The 15,629-nt window shown below is 71.4% G+C and carries 14 protein-coding genes; 4 read left to right on the plus strand and 10 right to left on the minus strand.

Features of this window, described 5'->3' with window-relative positions:
* Positions 1-131 precede the first annotated feature (131 nt).
* Entirely contained in the window at positions 132-2,261 is a 2,130-nt protein-coding gene (locus JNX00_RS12460) for a winged helix-turn-helix domain-containing protein (protein ID WP_070398403.1), read from the plus strand.
* Here JNX00_RS12460 and JNX00_RS12465 read toward each other — a convergent pair.
* The 5 genes from JNX00_RS12465 to JNX00_RS12485 all read right to left on the minus strand — a co-directional run bounded on the left by JNX00_RS12465 (position 2,207) and on the right by JNX00_RS12485 (position 8,732).
* A complete protein-coding gene (locus JNX00_RS12465; protein ID WP_204742487.1) occupies positions 2,207-3,256 on the minus strand; it encodes a rhodanese-related sulfurtransferase in 1,050 nt (349 codons plus the stop codon). The two genes, JNX00_RS12460 and JNX00_RS12465, sit on opposite strands and share 55 nt — an antisense overlap.
* Before the next feature lie 31 nt (positions 3,257-3,287).
* Positions 3,288-4,385 (minus strand): patatin-like phospholipase family protein, encoded by a 1,098-nt coding sequence (locus JNX00_RS12470; protein WP_204742488.1) that lies wholly within the window; start codon positions 4,383-4,385, stop codon positions 3,288-3,290.
* A 37-nt stretch (positions 4,386-4,422) separates the two neighbouring features.
* Positions 4,423-5,283 carry an HDOD domain-containing protein gene (locus JNX00_RS12475; protein WP_070398400.1) on the minus strand — a complete coding sequence of 287 codons (861 nt, stop codon included), beginning with the start codon at positions 5,281-5,283 and terminating at the stop codon, positions 4,423-4,425.
* A 93-nt stretch (positions 5,284-5,376) separates the two neighbouring features.
* Positions 5,377-6,204, minus strand: coding sequence for an HDOD domain-containing protein (locus JNX00_RS12480; protein WP_070398399.1), 828 nt, complete (start codon positions 6,202-6,204; stop codon positions 5,377-5,379).
* A gap of 188 nt (positions 6,205-6,392) precedes the next feature.
* Positions 6,393-8,732 carry a Tex family protein gene (locus JNX00_RS12485; protein WP_070398398.1) on the minus strand — a complete coding sequence of 780 codons (2,340 nt, stop codon included), beginning with the start codon at positions 8,730-8,732 and terminating at the stop codon, positions 6,393-6,395.
* 242 nt (positions 8,733-8,974) lie between these two features.
* Here JNX00_RS12485 and JNX00_RS12490 point away from each other — a divergent pair, with 242 nt between their 5' ends.
* Complete coding sequence (locus tag JNX00_RS12490; protein ID WP_204742489.1) at positions 8,975-9,949, plus strand: response regulator; 975 nt, start codon at positions 8,975-8,977, stop codon at positions 9,947-9,949.
* Between the two features lie 39 nt (positions 9,950-9,988).
* On the opposite strand, the gene JNX00_RS12495 is transcribed toward JNX00_RS12490, so the two are convergent.
* Positions 9,989-10,537, minus strand: a complete 549-nt coding sequence (locus JNX00_RS12495) for a cysteine hydrolase family protein (RefSeq protein ID WP_204742490.1) — start codon at positions 10,535-10,537, stop codon at positions 9,989-9,991.
* 116 nt (positions 10,538-10,653) lie between these two features.
* On the opposite strand from JNX00_RS12495, the gene JNX00_RS12500 reads away from it, so the two are divergent.
* Complete coding sequence (locus tag JNX00_RS12500; RefSeq protein ID WP_204742491.1) at positions 10,654-11,625, plus strand: GlxA family transcriptional regulator; 972 nt, start codon at positions 10,654-10,656, stop codon at positions 11,623-11,625.
* Positions 11,626-11,633: 8 nt separating this feature from the next.
* Positions 11,634-12,719 (plus strand): DUF72 domain-containing protein, encoded by a 1,086-nt coding sequence (locus JNX00_RS12505; RefSeq protein ID WP_204742492.1) that lies wholly within the window; start codon positions 11,634-11,636, stop codon positions 12,717-12,719.
* On the opposite strand, the gene JNX00_RS12510 is transcribed toward JNX00_RS12505, so the two are convergent.
* From JNX00_RS12510 to JNX00_RS12525, 4 genes are read right to left on the minus strand one after another with little or no spacing between them, the layout of a single operon-like run.
* On the minus strand, positions 12,709-13,278 hold the full coding sequence (locus JNX00_RS12510) for a methylated-DNA--[protein]-cysteine S-methyltransferase (RefSeq protein ID WP_204742493.1): 570 nt from the start codon (positions 13,276-13,278) through the stop codon (positions 12,709-12,711). The genes JNX00_RS12505 and JNX00_RS12510 overlap by 11 nt on opposite strands.
* A gap of 6 nt (positions 13,279-13,284) precedes the next feature.
* Positions 13,285-14,190 carry an SDR family oxidoreductase gene (locus JNX00_RS12515; protein WP_204742494.1) on the minus strand — a complete coding sequence of 302 codons (906 nt, stop codon included), beginning with the start codon at positions 14,188-14,190 and terminating at the stop codon, positions 13,285-13,287.
* Positions 14,191-14,217: 27 nt separating this feature from the next.
* The gene (locus JNX00_RS12520) at positions 14,218-14,670 is read right to left on the minus strand and encodes a GNAT family N-acetyltransferase (RefSeq protein WP_239478136.1); all 453 of its coding nucleotides are present in this window, start codon (positions 14,668-14,670) and stop codon (positions 14,218-14,220) included.
* On the minus strand, positions 14,667-15,605 hold the full coding sequence (locus tag JNX00_RS12525; RefSeq protein WP_204745062.1) for a glutathione S-transferase family protein: 939 nt from the start codon (positions 15,603-15,605) through the stop codon (positions 14,667-14,669). The genes JNX00_RS12520 and JNX00_RS12525 overlap by 4 nt, the downstream gene beginning before the upstream one ends.
* Between the last annotated feature and the right edge of the window lie 24 nt (positions 15,606-15,629).

Here is a 15,629-nt window from a genome sequence, read left to right on the forward strand (position 1 = left end):
TGCGAAAGCACAGCGCAGTGGGGCGCGTCAGGGCTGCCCCGGTTTCGCTTGTCCAGTCCACAGGCGCCCCGGCCGCCCCTCCGCCGGTCGGCCACCCCTCGGGGTGCGACGAATTCACCTTCGGACCGTTCGTGCTGCGTTCCGACCACCGCGAACTGACCTGCGACGGCGTGCTGCGCCCCCTTGAACGGCGAGCCTTCGACCTGTTGCTCTACCTGCTCAAGAACCATGGCCGGGTGGTCGCCAAAGAAGAGTTGCTGGAACAGGTCTGGCAGCGCCGCTGTGTGACCGACTCCGTCATCGCCCAGGCCGTGCTCAAAGTGCGCAAAGCCCTGAGCGACGCGCCTGGCTTCGAGTGCCCCGTGCACACCGTGCATCGGGTGGGCTACCGCGTGGTGGGCGAAGTGCGCCACCGCCGCGTGGCCCCAGGTCAAACGTCGCGGGGCGCCGCCCTGCTGGTGGTGCGCTGGCCACTCACCCGCCTGGATGACGGACTGAATCTGCCCACCTGGATGCCTGTCGCCCTGGCGGGCTTCGGCGTGTTGTCGCTGCAAGCGCATGGGGTGCAGCCGCTGGACACCGAGCAAACCCCCACCGCGGGCGACGACTCCGTGCGCGCGCAAAGCCGCCTGCGCTTGACGAACGCCCGGGACAAGGACGCAGCGCCGGCGCCCGAGGCCGAGAGGGTTCGCCCGGCATTCACCATGGACATCGAGATCTCGGCCCCCGACTGGCGCACGCGCGTCAGCGCGAGCGCCGATTCGCCGTTCGAAGCCGCCTGGCAAGCCGCCGGTTCGGCCGCACTCGCCATGCGCCTTCGCCAGATCCTGCTGTCCACCTCGCCGGGCGAGGTGGAGCGCCGCTGGGAGCGTCTGGCCGCCTTGATTGGCCACCCACCACCGCTGATGGGGCCCGCCAGTCCCCACCTGCCCGCCCTGTGGTGCCGGTCGCTGGTCGAGCGCGGCCTGGACGCCGAGGCCGACATCCTCATGGAAAGCGCTTGGCGTGGTGACCCTCGAACACCTCAGGAAGCCTTGGAGCTGCGACGGCGGGCCTCCCGCTCGAACGCCCCTCACCACGAAGGCTGGGCGGACCTGTGCCTGGCTGTATACGAATGGACCGCTGGCGACTCGCGCCGCGTGGCCCATCTGGTGGACCGCGCCTTGACCCACTTCGATCACGTCACCACCACGCCTCAAGCGGTGCGGGCCGGGGCGACGGCCGAACACCTCATGGCGGTGGTGGGGGTCGACTGGGCGCCGCCCGCGTGGTGGCGCAGCCTGCGCGACGCGCCCGCGGTGGACGGCTCGGCAGGCATCCGACGCTGGCACCGCCTGGCCAACTTGCACCGACAGATCACGCGCGAGGCGTCCGGCGGGCCAGCCTTCCACCGCAGCAGCGAAGCCGGCAGCAACGTCTCGCCGGGCTGCGAAGGCCTCCAAGCCCTGTTGCATGCCCTCTCCGGCCTGACACGGCACGCCGATGGCGACCTCGACACCGCCTTGAGCGAATGGACCCGCGCCCAAGAGCTCGCCGAACGCTCGCCCTGGCTCACACCCCGGATCCTGTGCCGGCTCGCGCTGGGCGATCTGGCCGCTCGGCTGGGTGACGAGGCGCGCCTCGGCGCCTGTCTGCAAGGCTTCGACGCCCTCCCCCTCACCGGCCTGACCCGCTGGAATGCCACACGCGATTGGTTGTTGGCGCGGCGCCTGCGGCTGAACGGCCTGCCCCATGAAGCGTGGCGGTTGGTGGAGAAAGCCCTGCCGGTGCTCTCGCACTGCAGCCTGTGGTTTCGTGACGAGGCCTGGCTCTTTGCCATCGACACCGCTTGGCATACGCGCTCGCGCACGGCACTGCAGGGTTTGCGCGAGACCCTGGGTGGCCACACACAGCGCGACAACCGCAGCATCACCGCCATCGTGCTGGCCACCGACGCCACCATCGCCTTGCTCGACAACGATGTCGCCCACGCGCACCAACTCATCCTGCGCGCCTGGCAAACAGCGCCTTCGTCGGGCGCCAAGCGCCAGCTCGCCATGGCGGCGGCCACCGCCATGCTGTGGCGCCGGCCGGCCTCGTCTCAAACCCTTGATCAGGCCCTCCTGCAGGCCGGAGCCTGGCTGCAGCGCTCGGCGAGCGGCCTTCGTCTGAGCCAGCTGCACCGTCGGCCACACAGCGTGCCCATCACGGTGCAGGCCCCGTCGTTCTATCGGGTGACGGAACCCGCCGAAGACAACACCGGCTGGCTCTGGGCCCCCTGAACGCCGGTAGGCCGCGCCGGCCCCGCCCCGCTATCGGCGGCGCCTTCGGGCCCGGTCGGCGCTGCCGCCGTGGGGGTGGGAGAGCCGATATGGGGCAGACCGCGTTCTCGCGCCAGAGTGACCTGGCGCTGGCGCTCGGCCAGGCGCTCCCGGTCCGCGTCGCCGCGCCGGGCGTGGCAATGGGGGCAACTCACCCCTTCTTCGTAGAGCGGTGAGGCGCGGTCGGTCTCGTCGAGCGGCCATCGGCAGGAGCGGCACAGCGCGTGCCCGCCCGGCTGCAAACCGTGGCCCACACTCACCCGTTCATCGAACACAAAACACTCGCCACGCCAGCGGCTCTCGGCCTCGGGCACGGTTTCCAGGTACTTCAGGATGCCGCCCTGCAGGTGGTACACCTCCTCGAACCCTTGCTGGCGCAACAGGGCCGTGGACTTCTCGCAGCGGATGCCACCGGTGCAGAACATGGCCACACGCGGCTTTACCGGGCCTTGCAGCGCCGGCTGGCTCGCCAGCCAGGCGGGCAGCTCCGTGAAAGCGCCGATACCCGGGTCGAGCGCTCCCTCGAAGCTGCCGATCTTGACCTCGTAGTGATTGCGTGTGTCGATCAGCAGCACGTCCGGCTGGGCGATCAGGGCGTTCCAGTCCTCAGGCTTCACGTAGCGGCCGGCGTGCTCTTGCGGCCGCAGGCCGGGCACGCGCAGGGTCACGATTTCACGCTTGAGCCGCACCTTGAGGCGGTGGAACGGCGGCCGCTCGGACCAGGAGGCTTTGTGCTCCAGGTCGCTCAGGCGTGGATCGCGCCGCAGCCAGGCCAGCACCGCCTGCACGCCCGCCTCAGGCCCTGCGATGGTGCCGTTGATGCCCTCGGGCGCCAGCAACAGCGTGCCCTTGACCTGATGCTCCCGGCACAGCGCGATGAGCGGTTCACGCCAGTCGGCATGGTCGGGCAGGTCGACGAACTTGTAGAGGGCGGCGGTGAGGTACGGTGCGGTCACCGAGGGATTATCCCGCGCGGCCTCGCGGGGCTCACAGCGGTTCGACCCGGCGGACGTCGGGCCGGGCCAGCCACTCCCCCAGTTCTTCCGCCAGCTGCCGCGCCGCCTTCACCGCCGCGCCCCAGGCCTTGACGCGCGCGGCCAGGTCCTGGCCGTAGCGCCCGAAGTCGCTGCGATCGGGCAGCTTGCCGTCCGGCAAGGCCTGCTTCACCCAGTCGGGGTCGGGCGCCAGCACCAGCATGTGGTCCAGCGCGGCGCTGCTGCGGTGGCGGCGCTTCCAGGCCTTGTCCAGCCAGCCCGGCACCACCGCCCGCTGGAAATGCGGGTACAGCACGATGGGCGCGGCGGCGTCGTGCCGGTAGTGCAGGTGCAGGTGGTAATCGGTGATGCCGCCGTCCCAGTACGGCCCGTGCGGCGCGCCGGGGATGTCCACCACCGGTCGCAGCACGAAGGGAATGGAGCAGCTGGCCTGCAGGGCCTGCATGAAGTTGTGCGGGCCCATCGGGATCTGGCGCGTGCGCAGGTCGTGGGTGGCGAAGGGCAAGGCGCTGGTGGTGCCGGCCGCCGCGTCCGGCCCCGAGAACACCACCCGCTCCAGCCACTGGCCGAGCGCCGGGCGGCGCACGGCATTGGCCGCATAGGCGCTCAGGTAGCCCAGGGGCGTGCGCCAGCGCCCATCGTGCGCGAGCAGGCGCCGCCCGCGCGAGGTGACGATGTGCAGCCGCCAGCGCGGGTGCCGCAGCACGGGCTCGACGCGCCCACCGTAGAAGGATTGGAGATTGAGCGAGAACTGCTCGCTCACCTGCTGCGCCGTGGGCCGGCGCTGGCCGGGCGGCAGTTCATAGTGCTGGTGGATGTAGTCGTGCTCGAGCCGCTCGAAGCTGCCCACCGCGTCGGGCAGGCAGGCCGTGGCCATGCGCCAGGCGCCGATGGAGGCGCCCACCAGGTGGATGGGCTGGGGCGCGTCGGCCAGCCAGTGGCCGAACAGCAGGCGGTCGATGGGCCCCAGGATCAGGCCCTTGGGTCCGCCGGCCGCGGCGGGGACGACACCGACGTCCGAGGGGCGCAGGCCCCGCTCACTCAGGTGCTCGAGGGCGGAAGGTCCGGCATAGAGGCGCAGGGCTCGCATGGGCCCGGATTGTCACCGAGCGCTATGGCCCCGGCCCTCAGTGGGGCACGGAATCGCTGGCCGGCTCGACGCGCGGCTTGGCCTCGTCTTCCACCGGGTGCCGGGAAATCGAGGGAATGCGCTCGGCCACCACGGTGTCCGGATCGATGCCCAGCACCACGCCCACCGGGTCTGGGTAGGTGTTGATGAGCAGCTCGCCGCGGAGGTCCTGCTCCTCGGCGCGCGCGCGCCAGGAGCCGATGTGGATGACGCCGGCGATCGGCTCGTACACGTCGTTGTCGAAGGGCGCCGTCTGGTGCTCGATGGCATTGATCATGCGGCGCGGGAACTTCCATTCGCGCGCCAGCGCCGCGCCCACCTCGGCGTAGCTGTACCCGAACAGGCTGCGCTCGGCCTTGGCGCGCTTGAGGTCGAGCATGGGAATGTTGCGGTCCAGTTCGATCATGGCCTCGGGCATGCCCACGTGCATCACCAGCTCGCCGATGGCGTGGATCAGGCCGGCCGTGAAGGCGGTGTTCTCGTCGATGCGGATGGGCAGCGCGATGTAGCGCGACAGGTTGGCCGTGTTCAGGCTGTAGCGCCAGAACTGGTTGAGGTTGACGCCGCCCACCATGTGGAAGCTCTCGCCCAGGGCGCTGGCCACCACCAGCGCGCGCACCTTGATCAGGCCCAGGATGTTCATGGCCTCGCGCGCGTTGGTCACGTTGCGCGACAGGCCGAAGAAGGCCGAGTTGGCCGTTTTGAGCAGCTTGGCCGTGAGAACCGGGTCCTCTTCGATCAGCGAGGCCACCAGCATGGGATCGACGTCGGCCTGCTCGAAGGTTTCGATCAGGCGCCGCACCACCTTGGGTACGGACGGAAGGGCCTGAGGCTGCTTGAGCAGTTTTTCGAGATGCATGGCGATCCTCTTGCGGCTGGAACGTCGGGTGTTTGCTTTGTTTATCGTTACCGGCAGGCGTTTCTTTAGAACTATCGACGACATGGGGCGCGATCAATCCAGGAAGGCCGACAGCGCGTCGGTGAACTCCCATTCGGCCGGGTCTTTGCCCAGCACGCTGCCCAGATCCAGTCCCAGGGTCAGGCCCACCATGTCGGGGAAGGTGGCGGCCAGGCCGCCATCGTCGAGCTGGATTTCCTCGGCGCGCGCGCGCCAGGACGCCAGGTGCAGGATGCCGGCCAGCGGGTCGTACACGTCGCCGTCGAAGGGCGCGGTCTGGTGCTTGAGCGCGCTCACGATGGCAGGGGGAAAATTCCAGCGCTCCACCATGCCCGCGCCGACCTCGGCGTAGGTGTAGTCGAAACGGTTGCGTTCGGCCTGGGCGCGCTGCAGGTCCAGCGGTGGCGTGCCCATGTCCAAGGGGGCGATCTCATCGGGCATGGCGATGTGCATCACCAGGTCGCCGATGGCGTGGATCAGGCCGGCCGTGTAGGCATTGGACTCCTGCTGGCGCAGCAGGCCCGCCAGGGATTTGGAGATGTCGGCCACGCGCAGGCTGTAGCGCCAGAACTGCGGCAGGTTCACGCCGGGCACGTTCTTGAAGCTGGAGCCCAGCGCGGCGGCCATCACCAGGGAGCGCACGTGCGTCATGCCCAGCATGGCCACGGCCTCCTGGGCGCTGCCGATCTTGCGGCTGGCGCGGAAGAAGGAGGAGTTGGACAGGCGCAGCACCCGGGTGGTGAGCGAGGGGTCTTGCCCCACCAGCTCGGCCACCCGCTTGGGGCTCGGGTCGTCCTTGTTCATCTCCGACATCAGGTCGGCGACGGTGCGGGACATCGCCGGCAAGGCGCCGGGGTAGTTCAGGAGCGCTTCAAGATCCATGGCGGGCGGTGGGGATGAATACCTCGGACTGACATCGACCCCCCCGCGGCGCTGCGCGCGTCCCCACAAGGGCCGCACCGACGGCCCGGCACGGCCGGTACCGCGGCGCCCCCGATCAAGGCACGCCAGCCAACGAAGTTGTCGCTTCCTGCCCTATCGGCAGGTGGCCGCGGAACTTGATGCGCCGCTCAGCGCGGCTTGGCGCCGCGCAGCTTCTCGAAAGCCGAGGCCATGGCCGAGGGCGCAGCCACCGCGTCCCGCCCGCCCGAGTAGCGAGCGAAGCCCTCGCGCCCGCCGCGCGGCCCGCCCGCACCCGCCCCGCCGCCGTCGCGCCGCGCGGGCGCGGCGTCGAGCTTCATGCTCAGTGAGATGCGCTTGCGCGCCGTGTCGACCTCCAGCACCTTGACCTTCACGATGTCGCCGGTCTTGACGACCTCGCGCGCGTCGTTGACGAACTTGTGGCTGAGCTGGCTCACGTGAACCAGGCCGTCCTGGTGCACGCCCAGGTCCACGAAGGCGCCGAACTGGGCCACGTTGCTCACCGTGCCCTCCAGGATCATGCCTTCGCGCAGGTCCTTGATGTCCTCTACGCCCTCGTTGAAACGCGCGACCTTGAAGTCCGGGCGCGGGTCGCGGCCAGGCTTCTCCAGTTCTTTCAGGATGTCTTTCACGGTGATGGCGCCCACGCCGTCCACCGCGAACTGCTCGGGCTTGAGCCGGCCTTGCCAGTCGGCGCGGCCCATGAGCTTGTTCACCGGCTCGCCCACGCTGGCGATGATCTTCTCGACCACCGGATAGCTTTCGGGGTGCACGCCGGTCATGTCCAGCGGGTTGTCGCCGTCGCGGATGCGCAGGAAACCGGCCGCCTGTTCGAAGGTCTTGGCGCCCAGGCCGCTCACCTCGAGCAGTTGCTGGCGGCTGCGGAAGGCGCCGTGCGCCTCGCGCCAGCGCACCACGGCCTTGGCCTGGGAGGCCGACAGGCCCGACACGCGCGACAGCAGCGGCGCGCTGGCGGTGTTCAGGTCCACGCCCACGCCGTTCACGCAATCCTCGACCACGGCGTCCAGCGTGCGCGCCAGCTCGCTCTGGTTCACGTCGTGCTGGTACTGGCCCACGCCGATGCTCTTGGGGTCGATCTTCACCAGCTCGGCCAGCGGGTCCTGCAGGCGGCGCGCGATGCTGGCCGCGCCGCGCAGGCTCACGTCCACGTCGGGCATTTCCTGGCTGGCGTACTCGCTGGCCGAATAGACCGAGGCCCCGGCCTCGCTCACCACCACCTTCTGCACGGCCGGGAAGCGTTTGAGCAGGTCGGCCGCCAGCTTGTCGGTCTCGCGGCTGGCGGTGCCATTGCCGATGGCGATCAGGCTCACGCCGTGCTTCTCGCACAGGCGGCCCAGGGTGTGCAGGGCACCGTCCCAGTCGCGGCGCGGCTCGTGCGGGAACACGGTCGCGGTGTCCACCAGTTTGCCGGTGGCGTCCACCACGGCCACTTTCACGCCGGTGCGGATGCCCGGGTCCAGGCCCATCACCACCTTGGGGCCGGCCGGCGCGGCCAGCAGCAGGTCGCGCAGGTTGGCGCCGAACACCTGGATGGCCACGCCCTCGGCGCCTTCGCGCAGGCGGGCGAACAGGTCGCGCTCGCTGGACAGGCTCAGCTTCACGCGCCAGGTCCAGGCCACGCACTTGCGCAGCAGGTCGTCGGCGGGGCGGCCCTGGTGGCTCCAGCCCAGGTGGCGCGCGATGCGGCCTTCGGCCAGGCTGGGCTGGCCGGGCTGCGGGTCCTCGGGCAGGGCCAGCTTCACGTCCAGGATTTCCAGCCCGCGGCCTCGGAACATGGCCAGCGCGCGGTGCGACGGCACCTTGCCGATGGGTTCGCGCTGGTCGAAGTAGTCGCGGAACTTGGCCACCTCGGGCGCGTTTTCATCCTTGCCGGCCACCAGCTGGCTGGTGATCTGGCCTTCGGCCCACAGCCACTCGCGCAAGGCCTGCACCAGCGCGGCGTCTTCGGCCCAGCGCTCGGACAGGATGTCGCGCACGCCGTCGAGCACGGCCGCCGCGGTGGTGAAGTCGCTGCCGTCCTCGCCCTTCTCGCTTTTCACGTACGGCGCGGCGGCGGTGGCCGGGTCCAGCGAAGGGTCAGCCCAGAGGGCGTCGGCCAGGGGCTCGATGCCCGCCTCGCGCGCGATCGTGCCCTTGGTGCGGCGCTTGGGCTTGTAGGGCAGGTAGAGGTCTTCCAGTTCCTGCTTGCTGTCGGCGCCGTCGAAGGCCGCGCGCAGCGCGTCGGTCATCTTGCCCTGCTCCTCCACGCTCCTGATCACCGCCGCGCGGCGGTCTTCCAGCTCGCGCAGGTAGGCCAGGCGCGCGTCGAGTTCGCGCAGCTGTATGTCGTCGAGGCCGTCGGTGGCCTCCTTGCGGTAGCGGGCGATGAAGGGCACCGTGGCGCCGCCGTCGAGCAGCTCGATGGTGGCCCGCACCTGCTGCTCACGAATCTTCAGGTCTTGCGCCAGGCGCGCAACGATCTTCTGCATGGGTCTCCCGGTGGCCCCCCAAGGGGTGCCTCACTTCACGAAGCGCGGGAGTTTGCCACAGGCCACCACCCCATCCGGTTCCTTTGCGAGCCATCAAGGAATGCACCTCGGACGCCGGCGAAGGCCCGAATACTGCCGCGGCAGTATGTGGCCGACCGCGCGCCGTTCCTAGCATGCCGCGCCTGAGCCCGTCGGCGCTCATGCAGCGGATGAACCACCGGCCCTTCCCCCGAAAGCACGGCATGAAGAACGAAGCCAGGCACCTGCCCAAAGTGCTCTGCGTGGACGACGAGGCCCCGCTGCGGCGCTCGCTGCGCTGGCTGCTGCGCGGCGAGTTCGACGTGGTGGTGGCCAGCGACGGCGCGCAGGCGTTGGCCCTGCTCGGCGCCCAGCGCTTCGACGTGCTGCTGTCCGACCAGCGCATGCCCGGCATGTGCGGCACCGAGCTCCTGCGCCAGGCCCGGGAAGCCTCGCCGCACACCGTGCGCCTGCTGCTCGCGGGCTGCGCCGATTTTTCCTCGGTGGTGTCCGCGCTGAACGAGGGCGACGTGTTCCGCTGCATCAGCAAACCCTGGAACGACGCCCGGCTGATCCGCAGCGTGCAGGACGCGGCCCGCCTGTCGCGCCTCACGCGCCTGGCCTGGAGCGACTTCCAGGACACGGGCACCGACGGCGGCGCGCCCGCGCGGCACGAAGAAGTGCTGCTCGTGCAGGCCGACGCCGGGCTGGCCCGCGCCTGCACCCAGGCCTGCGCGGCCCAGGCAACGCCCCCCGCCCGCCTGCTGCTGGCCCAGGACATGGCCGACGCGCTCACCCTGCTCGCGCAGCGCCGGCCGGCGGTGCTGCTGCTGCAACAGGCCGGCGACCCGCGCGGCGCGCTGGAACTGGTGCGGGCCGCCAAACGGCGCACGCCGGCCCTGTCGGTGGTGCTGGCCAGCGCCTCGCACGACCTGAACGCCCCGCAGCAGCTCATCGACGAAGGCCTGATCTGCCACTACCTCGGCCTACCGGCCGACGGCGCCCACCTGGCGCTGATGCTGGAGCGCGCCATCGAGCGCCACCTGGTGCTGCGCCGCAAACCGCACTGGCTGGCGAGCGCGCGCCGCCAGCGCCGCGACGAAAGCCGGCTGGGACTGGAAGCCCAGCGAGAAACCGCGCCGCGCCGGCACCACCGCCACTGGCTCCTGCGCTGGTGGCCCGGCGCCGACGGGGACTGAGCGGCGGCCCCGGCCCTGCGCGGGCCAACGAAGCCCCCTTCAGCGCGCCAGCCAGGCCTCGGTGTCGACGAGTGTGGCGTACGACGAACCCAGCGCCGCCATGAAGGCCCCGTGCACCTGCGCGGCCGGCACCGTCTGACCATCGAAGATCAGATCGCGCGTGGCGCAGGCGTCGTGCACCACGGTCACGGCGTAGCCCTGGTCGGCGGCGGCGCGCGCGCCGGCGTCGATGCACATGTGGCTCATGGCGCCCACGATCACCAGCTCGCGCACGCCCAATTCGTCCAGCAGCGCCTTCAGCGGCGTCTCGCGGAACGCATTGGGAAAGTGCTTGACGATCACCGCTTCGCCCTCGGCGGGCGCCACCGAGGCGTGGATCTGCACGTTGGGCGTGCCTGGCGTGAACACCGGCGCGTCGGGTCGGCCGGCCTCGTGACGCACATGGACCACCGGCACCCCCTGGGCGCGCGCCTTGGCGATCACGCGCGCCGCGTTGGCGCTGGCCGCCTCGATGCCGACCAGGGGCAGTTTGCCAGTGGGGAAATACTCGTTCTGCAGGTCGATCACGACCAGGGCGCGGGAGGGCATTCGGGGCTCCGTGGGTTCAAGCGTCGTTGGTCCCGGATGGGGACCAGCGAATGATCCCGGGGGGCCAGCCCGGCGCACAGTGGCGTCATCGACATTCCAAAGGGCAAAATCGACACATGCCCTCCCCCGCCCCCACCGAAATCGGTCTGGTGCTCTACCCCGGCGCGCAGCAGGCCGCCGTGCTGGGCATGAGCGACCTCTTCGACTACGCCTCGCGCACCGCCACCCCGCGCGTGGGCGGCGCCGCCCACGCCCTGCGCGTGAGCCACTGGCAGTTGCATGAGCAGGGCCCGCCCTCGCGCGTGTTCGACAGCGCCCCCGGCCAGGCCGGCACGCCCGCCGTGCTGGTGCTGCCGCCCAGCCTGAACCCGCCGCTGGCGCGCGAGGCCGCCGCGCCCTTCGGCGCCTGGCTGCGCGAGCGGCACGCGGCCGGCGTGGCGCTGGCCTCGGTGTGCGCGGGCGCCTTCGTGCTCGGGGAGACCGGTCTGCTGGCCGGGCGCACCATCACCACCCACTGGCGCTACGCCGAGGCCTTCCAGGACCGCTTCCCCGGTGTGCGGCTCGACACCGACCAGCTCATCGTCGACGACGGCGACATCCTCACCGCCGGCGGCGCCATGGCCTGGACCGACCTGGGCATGCGCCTGATCGACCGCACCCTGGGGGCCACGGTGATGGTGGAGACGGCGCGCTCGCTGCTGGTCGATCCGCCCGGGCGCGAGCAGCGCTACTACAGCGCCTTCTCACCCCGGCTGCGCCACGGCGACGCCGCCGTGCTCAAGGTGCAGCACTGGCTGCAGGCCACCGACGCGAAGGACATCGCCCTGACCACGCTGGCCGCGCGCGCCGGGCTGGAGGAGCGCACCTTCCTACGCCGCTTCCAGAAGGCCACCGGCATGACCACCACCGAGTACTGCCAGCGCCTGCGCGTGGGCCGGGCGCGCGAGATGCTGCAGTTCGGCCGCCTGCCGGTGGACCGCATCGCCTGGGACGTGGGCTACGGCGACACCAGCGCCTTTCGCAAGGTGTTCATCCGTTTCGTGGGCCTCACGCCGGGCGAGTACCGCCGGCGCTTCCACGCGGGTTGACGGGACCGATGCAGGACGACCTGTTCGGCGGACCACCTTCACCGCCCGCCTCCCCGCCGCCAGCGCCCGCCGCGCCGCCGCCCGCCGATGGCCCACCCGCGCGCCGCCGCGGCGGCGCCGGCGTCTTGCCCGCCGAGCACAGCGAGGCCCTGCGCGCCCTGGCCGCCGCCCTGCCGCCGCGCCTGCGCCTGGGCACCTCGTCCTGGACCTACCCGGGCTGGGCCGGCCTGGTCTGGGACCGCGAGTACCCCGACGCCACACTGTCCAAACAGGGACTCGCCGCCTACGGCCAGCACCCGCTGCTGCGCTGCGTCTGTATCGACCGCAGCTTCTACCGCGCCCTCACCGAGCTGCAGTTCCGGCGCTACGCCGAGCAGGTGCCGAGCGATTTCCGCTTCGTCGTGAAGGCCCCCGCGCTGGTCTGCGACGCCCAGGTTCGCGGCGAGGACGGCATGGGCCGCCAGCCCAACCCGCTGTTCCTGGACCCGGCCGTGGCGGTGAGCGAGTTCATCGAACCCGCCCTGGCCGGCCTGGGACACAAGGTCGGCGCGCTGGTGTTCCAGCTGAGCCCCCTGCCCTTCGCGCAGTTGCAGCGCCTGCCGCTGCTGCTGGAGCGCCTGCGCGCCCTGCTCAAGGCCCTGCCGGACGTGCGTGGCGCCACGCCCGACGGCGTGGTCGCGGTGGAGGTGCGCGACCCCGAGTGGCTGTCGCCGCGCATCGCGCCCGCGCTGGCCGAGGTGCTGCGCGAGGCCGGCGCCACCTACTGCCTGGGCCTGCACGCCAAGATGCCGCGCATGCAGGACCAGCTGCCGCTGCTGCGCGCCCTGTGGCCCGGCCCCCTGGTCTGCCGCTGGAACCTCAACCCCCTGCATGGCGCCTACGGCTACGAAGACGCGCAGCGGGAGTACAGCCCCTACGACCGCATCCACGACGTGGACGAGGACACGCGCGCGCTCATCGTGCGCACGGTGCGCGGCGTCACCGGCGCGGGACAGAACGCCTACGTGACCATCAGCAACAAGGCCGAGGGCTGCGCGCCGCTGTCGGCGCTGGCGCTGGCCGAGCGCCTGGCCGAACCGCCCCTCAGCGACTGAGGCCAGGCGGGGGCGGATCGAACAGGTCGGGCTCCAGCGCGCCCTCGATGCCCAGCATGCGCAGCTTGGTCACCGCCCCGCCGCGCGCCGAGAAGCCGCCCGGCTGGCCGCCCGCCGCCATCACGCGGTGGCAGGGCACGATGGGCGCGAAGGGGTTGGCCCCCATGGCTTGCCCCACGGCGCGCGCCAGTTGCGGGTCGCCCAGGGCCTGGGCCACCTCGCCATAGGTGCGCGTCTGGCCCGGCGGGATGCGCCGCGCGACGTGGTAGACCCGCTGGTGGAACGCGCTCACGCGCGCCATGTCGAGCACCACCTCCAGCAGGTCGCGCCGCTCGCCCGCCATCAGGGCCACCACCCCCGCGATGGCGTCTTGCACCGGCGGCAGTGGCTCGGCCTCGGGCGGCTCACCGGCGCAGTGGCCCCACAGGCGCCGGCGCGTGGCCGCGTCGTCGGCCTCGGGCAGCTGCACGGCCACGATGCCCGCCGGCCCCCAGGCGATGCCGCAGCGGCCGATGGCGGTGTCGAACAGGCAGTGCCCGTTGGCGGCCGCGGCGTCCATGCGGCCTCAAGCTTCGCGCAGCGCGGCGCGCAGCTGCGCCCCCACCTCCGGGCGTTCCATGAAGGGGTCGGGCGGGTTCTGAACGTTCACGATGGCCTCCATGCGCGAGCGCACATTGCCCAGGGCCTTGGGGTGGCTGAAGACGTAGAAGCGGTCGGCTTCGATGGCCTCGAACACCTTGTGCGCCACCTCGGGCGCCGTCACCTTGCCCGACCCCACGGCCTTGTCCGTCATGGCCTGGCCGATGAGCTGGCTTTTCGTCAGGCGCTCGCCGGCCAGCTCGGCCGGCTGGTTGCGCTGGCTCTGGCTGATGCCGGTGGGCACGAAGTAGGGGCAGAGCACGCTGGCGCCGACCTGTTCGCTGACCAGGCGCAGGTCCTGGTAGAGCGTTTCGGTGAGCGCCACCACCGCGTGCTTGCTCACGTTGTAGATGCCCATGTTGGGCGGCGTGAGCAGGCCCGCCATGCTGGCGGTGTTGACGATGTGGCCGCGCCAGGCCGGGTCGGCCTTCGCGGCGGCCAGCATCATGGGCGTGAACAGGCGAACGCCGTGCACCACGCCCCAGACGTTCACGCCCAGCACCCACTGCCAGTCGCGCACCGAGTTCTCCCAGATCAAGCCGGCCGAACCCACGCCCGCGTTGTTGAAAACGAAGTGCGGCGCGCCGAAGGTCTGCTGCACCTCGGCGGCCAGGGCCTCCATCTGCGCGGCGTCGGACACGTCCACGCGGCGCGCCAGCACCTTCGCGCCGCTGGCCTTCATCTCGGCCTCGGCGCGCGCCAGGGCGTCGGCCTGCACGTCCACCAGCACGAGGTTCATGCCGCGCCGGGCGCCGATGCGCGCGCACTCCAGGCCGAAGCCCGAGCCCGCGCCGGTGAGCACGGCGGTCTTGCCGTGGAAGTCCTGGATCATGGTGTCGTCTCCTGTGGTGTCGTGTGTTCAGCGGCGCAGCATTTCGACGTGCGGGATGCCGTCCTCGTCGTAGGGCGGGCCCTCGGTCTCGAAGCCGTGCTGGCGGTAGAAGCCCTGCAGGTGCGCCTGCGCGCCGATGCGGATCGGCTGTTCACCCCAGAGCGCGTGCAGCTGGCGCACCGCCTCGCGCATGAGCGCGTGGCCCATGCCGGAGCCGCGCGCGGACGGGTCGCTCACCACGCGGCCGATGCTGGCCTCGGCGAACTTCAGGCCGGCCGGCACCAGGCGCGCATAGGCCAGCAGCACGCCGTCGCGTTCGCCCAGCAGGTGGTGGCAGGCGGGGTCGGCGCCGTCCATGTCCTGGAACACGCAGTGCTGCTCCATCACGAACACCTCGGTGCGCAGGCGCAGCAGGTCGTACAGCGCCTGGGGCTTCAAGGCGTCGAAGGCTTCGCAGCGCCAGTTCAGCGCGCCGCTCAAGCCCGAACCTCGCGCAATACGTAGCCCACGCGCGGAAAGTGCACGTGCACCGTGCCGGCGCGCTCGTCCTGGCGCTCGATGGTGTAGCGCGTGCGCGTGGCCGCGCGCAGCAGGCCTTCGCTGGTTTCGGTGCCGAAGGCCTCGGCGGCGATGCTGACGCGGCTGCCCAGCGCAATGCCGTGGTCGTCCTGGAAGGACCCGTCGGGCCCGATGGGTTCGGGCGTGGCGGCGTGCGCGATGCCCACGGCGTCGGCGCTGCTCAGGCGCTCGCTGCGGCCATGGCCGATGGCAGCCAGTCGGTCCATCCACTCCAGCACGTCGGGCGTGGCGTCCAGGATGCTGGCCAGGCCCGGGTTGAGCGTGCGCGTGAACCACAGCGGGTGGTAGGCCGCGAAGTCGGCGATGCAAGGGACCTCGCCCAAGAGGTAGGGCTGGTCGTCCAGCATGTTGGCCAGGCGGCGCAGGTAGCTGCGGTAGGCGCTGGTGGCGTCGGCGGGGCGCAGCAGCGTCATGTTCTGGCGCATGGCGGCGCGGTCGCTGGCGAAGGCCTGGCCCTCGCCGGCCGGGCGGCTGGCGAACATCGCCGCCGCGCCCTTGGGGCTGAGCGTGTAGCCCATGGAGGCCCAGAACAGGGAGGAATCGGCCCACTGCGCCACGGTGCGCGACAGGCCACGCGCGTGCGCCGGGAACAGCGGGGGCTCGGGCTCGCGGTGTTCCAGCACGTCGGCGATGAGGGCGGTGTCGCAGTAGATGTCGGCGCCGATCTGCAGCAGCGGCGTCTTGCGGTAGCCGCCGGTGAGGGCCACCACGTCGGGCTTGGGCATCACCGCGGGAATGTGCACGCTGTGCCAGACCAGGCCTTTGTGGCCGAGCATGAGCCGCGCCTTCTCGGCGAAGGGCGACATGGGGTAGTGGTGGAGGATCAGGTCGTGCATGGTGGTGGCGTGCATGGCCGTGGA

The organism is Hydrogenophaga sp. YM1 (genome assembly GCF_016903055.1).
Classification (GTDB): domain Bacteria; phylum Pseudomonadota; class Gammaproteobacteria; order Burkholderiales; family Burkholderiaceae_C; genus Hydrogenophaga; species Hydrogenophaga borbori.

Coding starts and splice junctions, on each gene's coding strand:
- JNX00_RS12475 (WP_070398400.1), bottom strand. CDS start 5,283: ATGCATCTCGAAAAACTGCTCAAGCAGCCTCAGGCCCTTCCGTCCGTA.
- JNX00_RS12490 (WP_204742489.1), top strand. CDS start 8,975: ATGAAGAACGAAGCCAGGCACCTGCCCAAAGTGCTCTGCGTGGACGAC.
- JNX00_RS12470 (WP_204742488.1), bottom strand. CDS start 4,385: ATGCGAGCCCTGCGCCTCTATGCCGGACCTTCCGCCCTCGAGCACCTG.
- JNX00_RS12510 (WP_204742493.1), bottom strand. CDS start 13,278: ATGGACGCCGCGGCCGCCAACGGGCACTGCCTGTTCGACACCGCCATC.
- JNX00_RS12480 (WP_070398399.1), bottom strand. CDS start 6,204: ATGGATCTTGAAGCGCTCCTGAACTACCCCGGCGCCTTGCCGGCGATG.
- JNX00_RS12500 (WP_204742491.1), top strand. CDS start 10,654: ATGCCCTCCCCCGCCCCCACCGAAATCGGTCTGGTGCTCTACCCCGGC.
- JNX00_RS12505 (WP_204742492.1), top strand. CDS start 11,634: ATGCAGGACGACCTGTTCGGCGGACCACCTTCACCGCCCGCCTCCCCG.
- JNX00_RS12515 (WP_204742494.1), bottom strand. CDS start 14,190: ATGATCCAGGACTTCCACGGCAAGACCGCCGTGCTCACCGGCGCGGGC.
- JNX00_RS12525 (WP_204745062.1), bottom strand. CDS start 15,605: ATGCACGACCTGATCCTCCACCACTACCCCATGTCGCCCTTCGCCGAG.
- JNX00_RS12495 (WP_204742490.1), bottom strand. CDS start 10,537: ATGCCCTCCCGCGCCCTGGTCGTGATCGACCTGCAGAACGAGTATTTC.
- JNX00_RS12485 (WP_070398398.1), bottom strand. CDS start 8,732: ATGCAGAAGATCGTTGCGCGCCTGGCGCAAGACCTGAAGATTCGTGAG.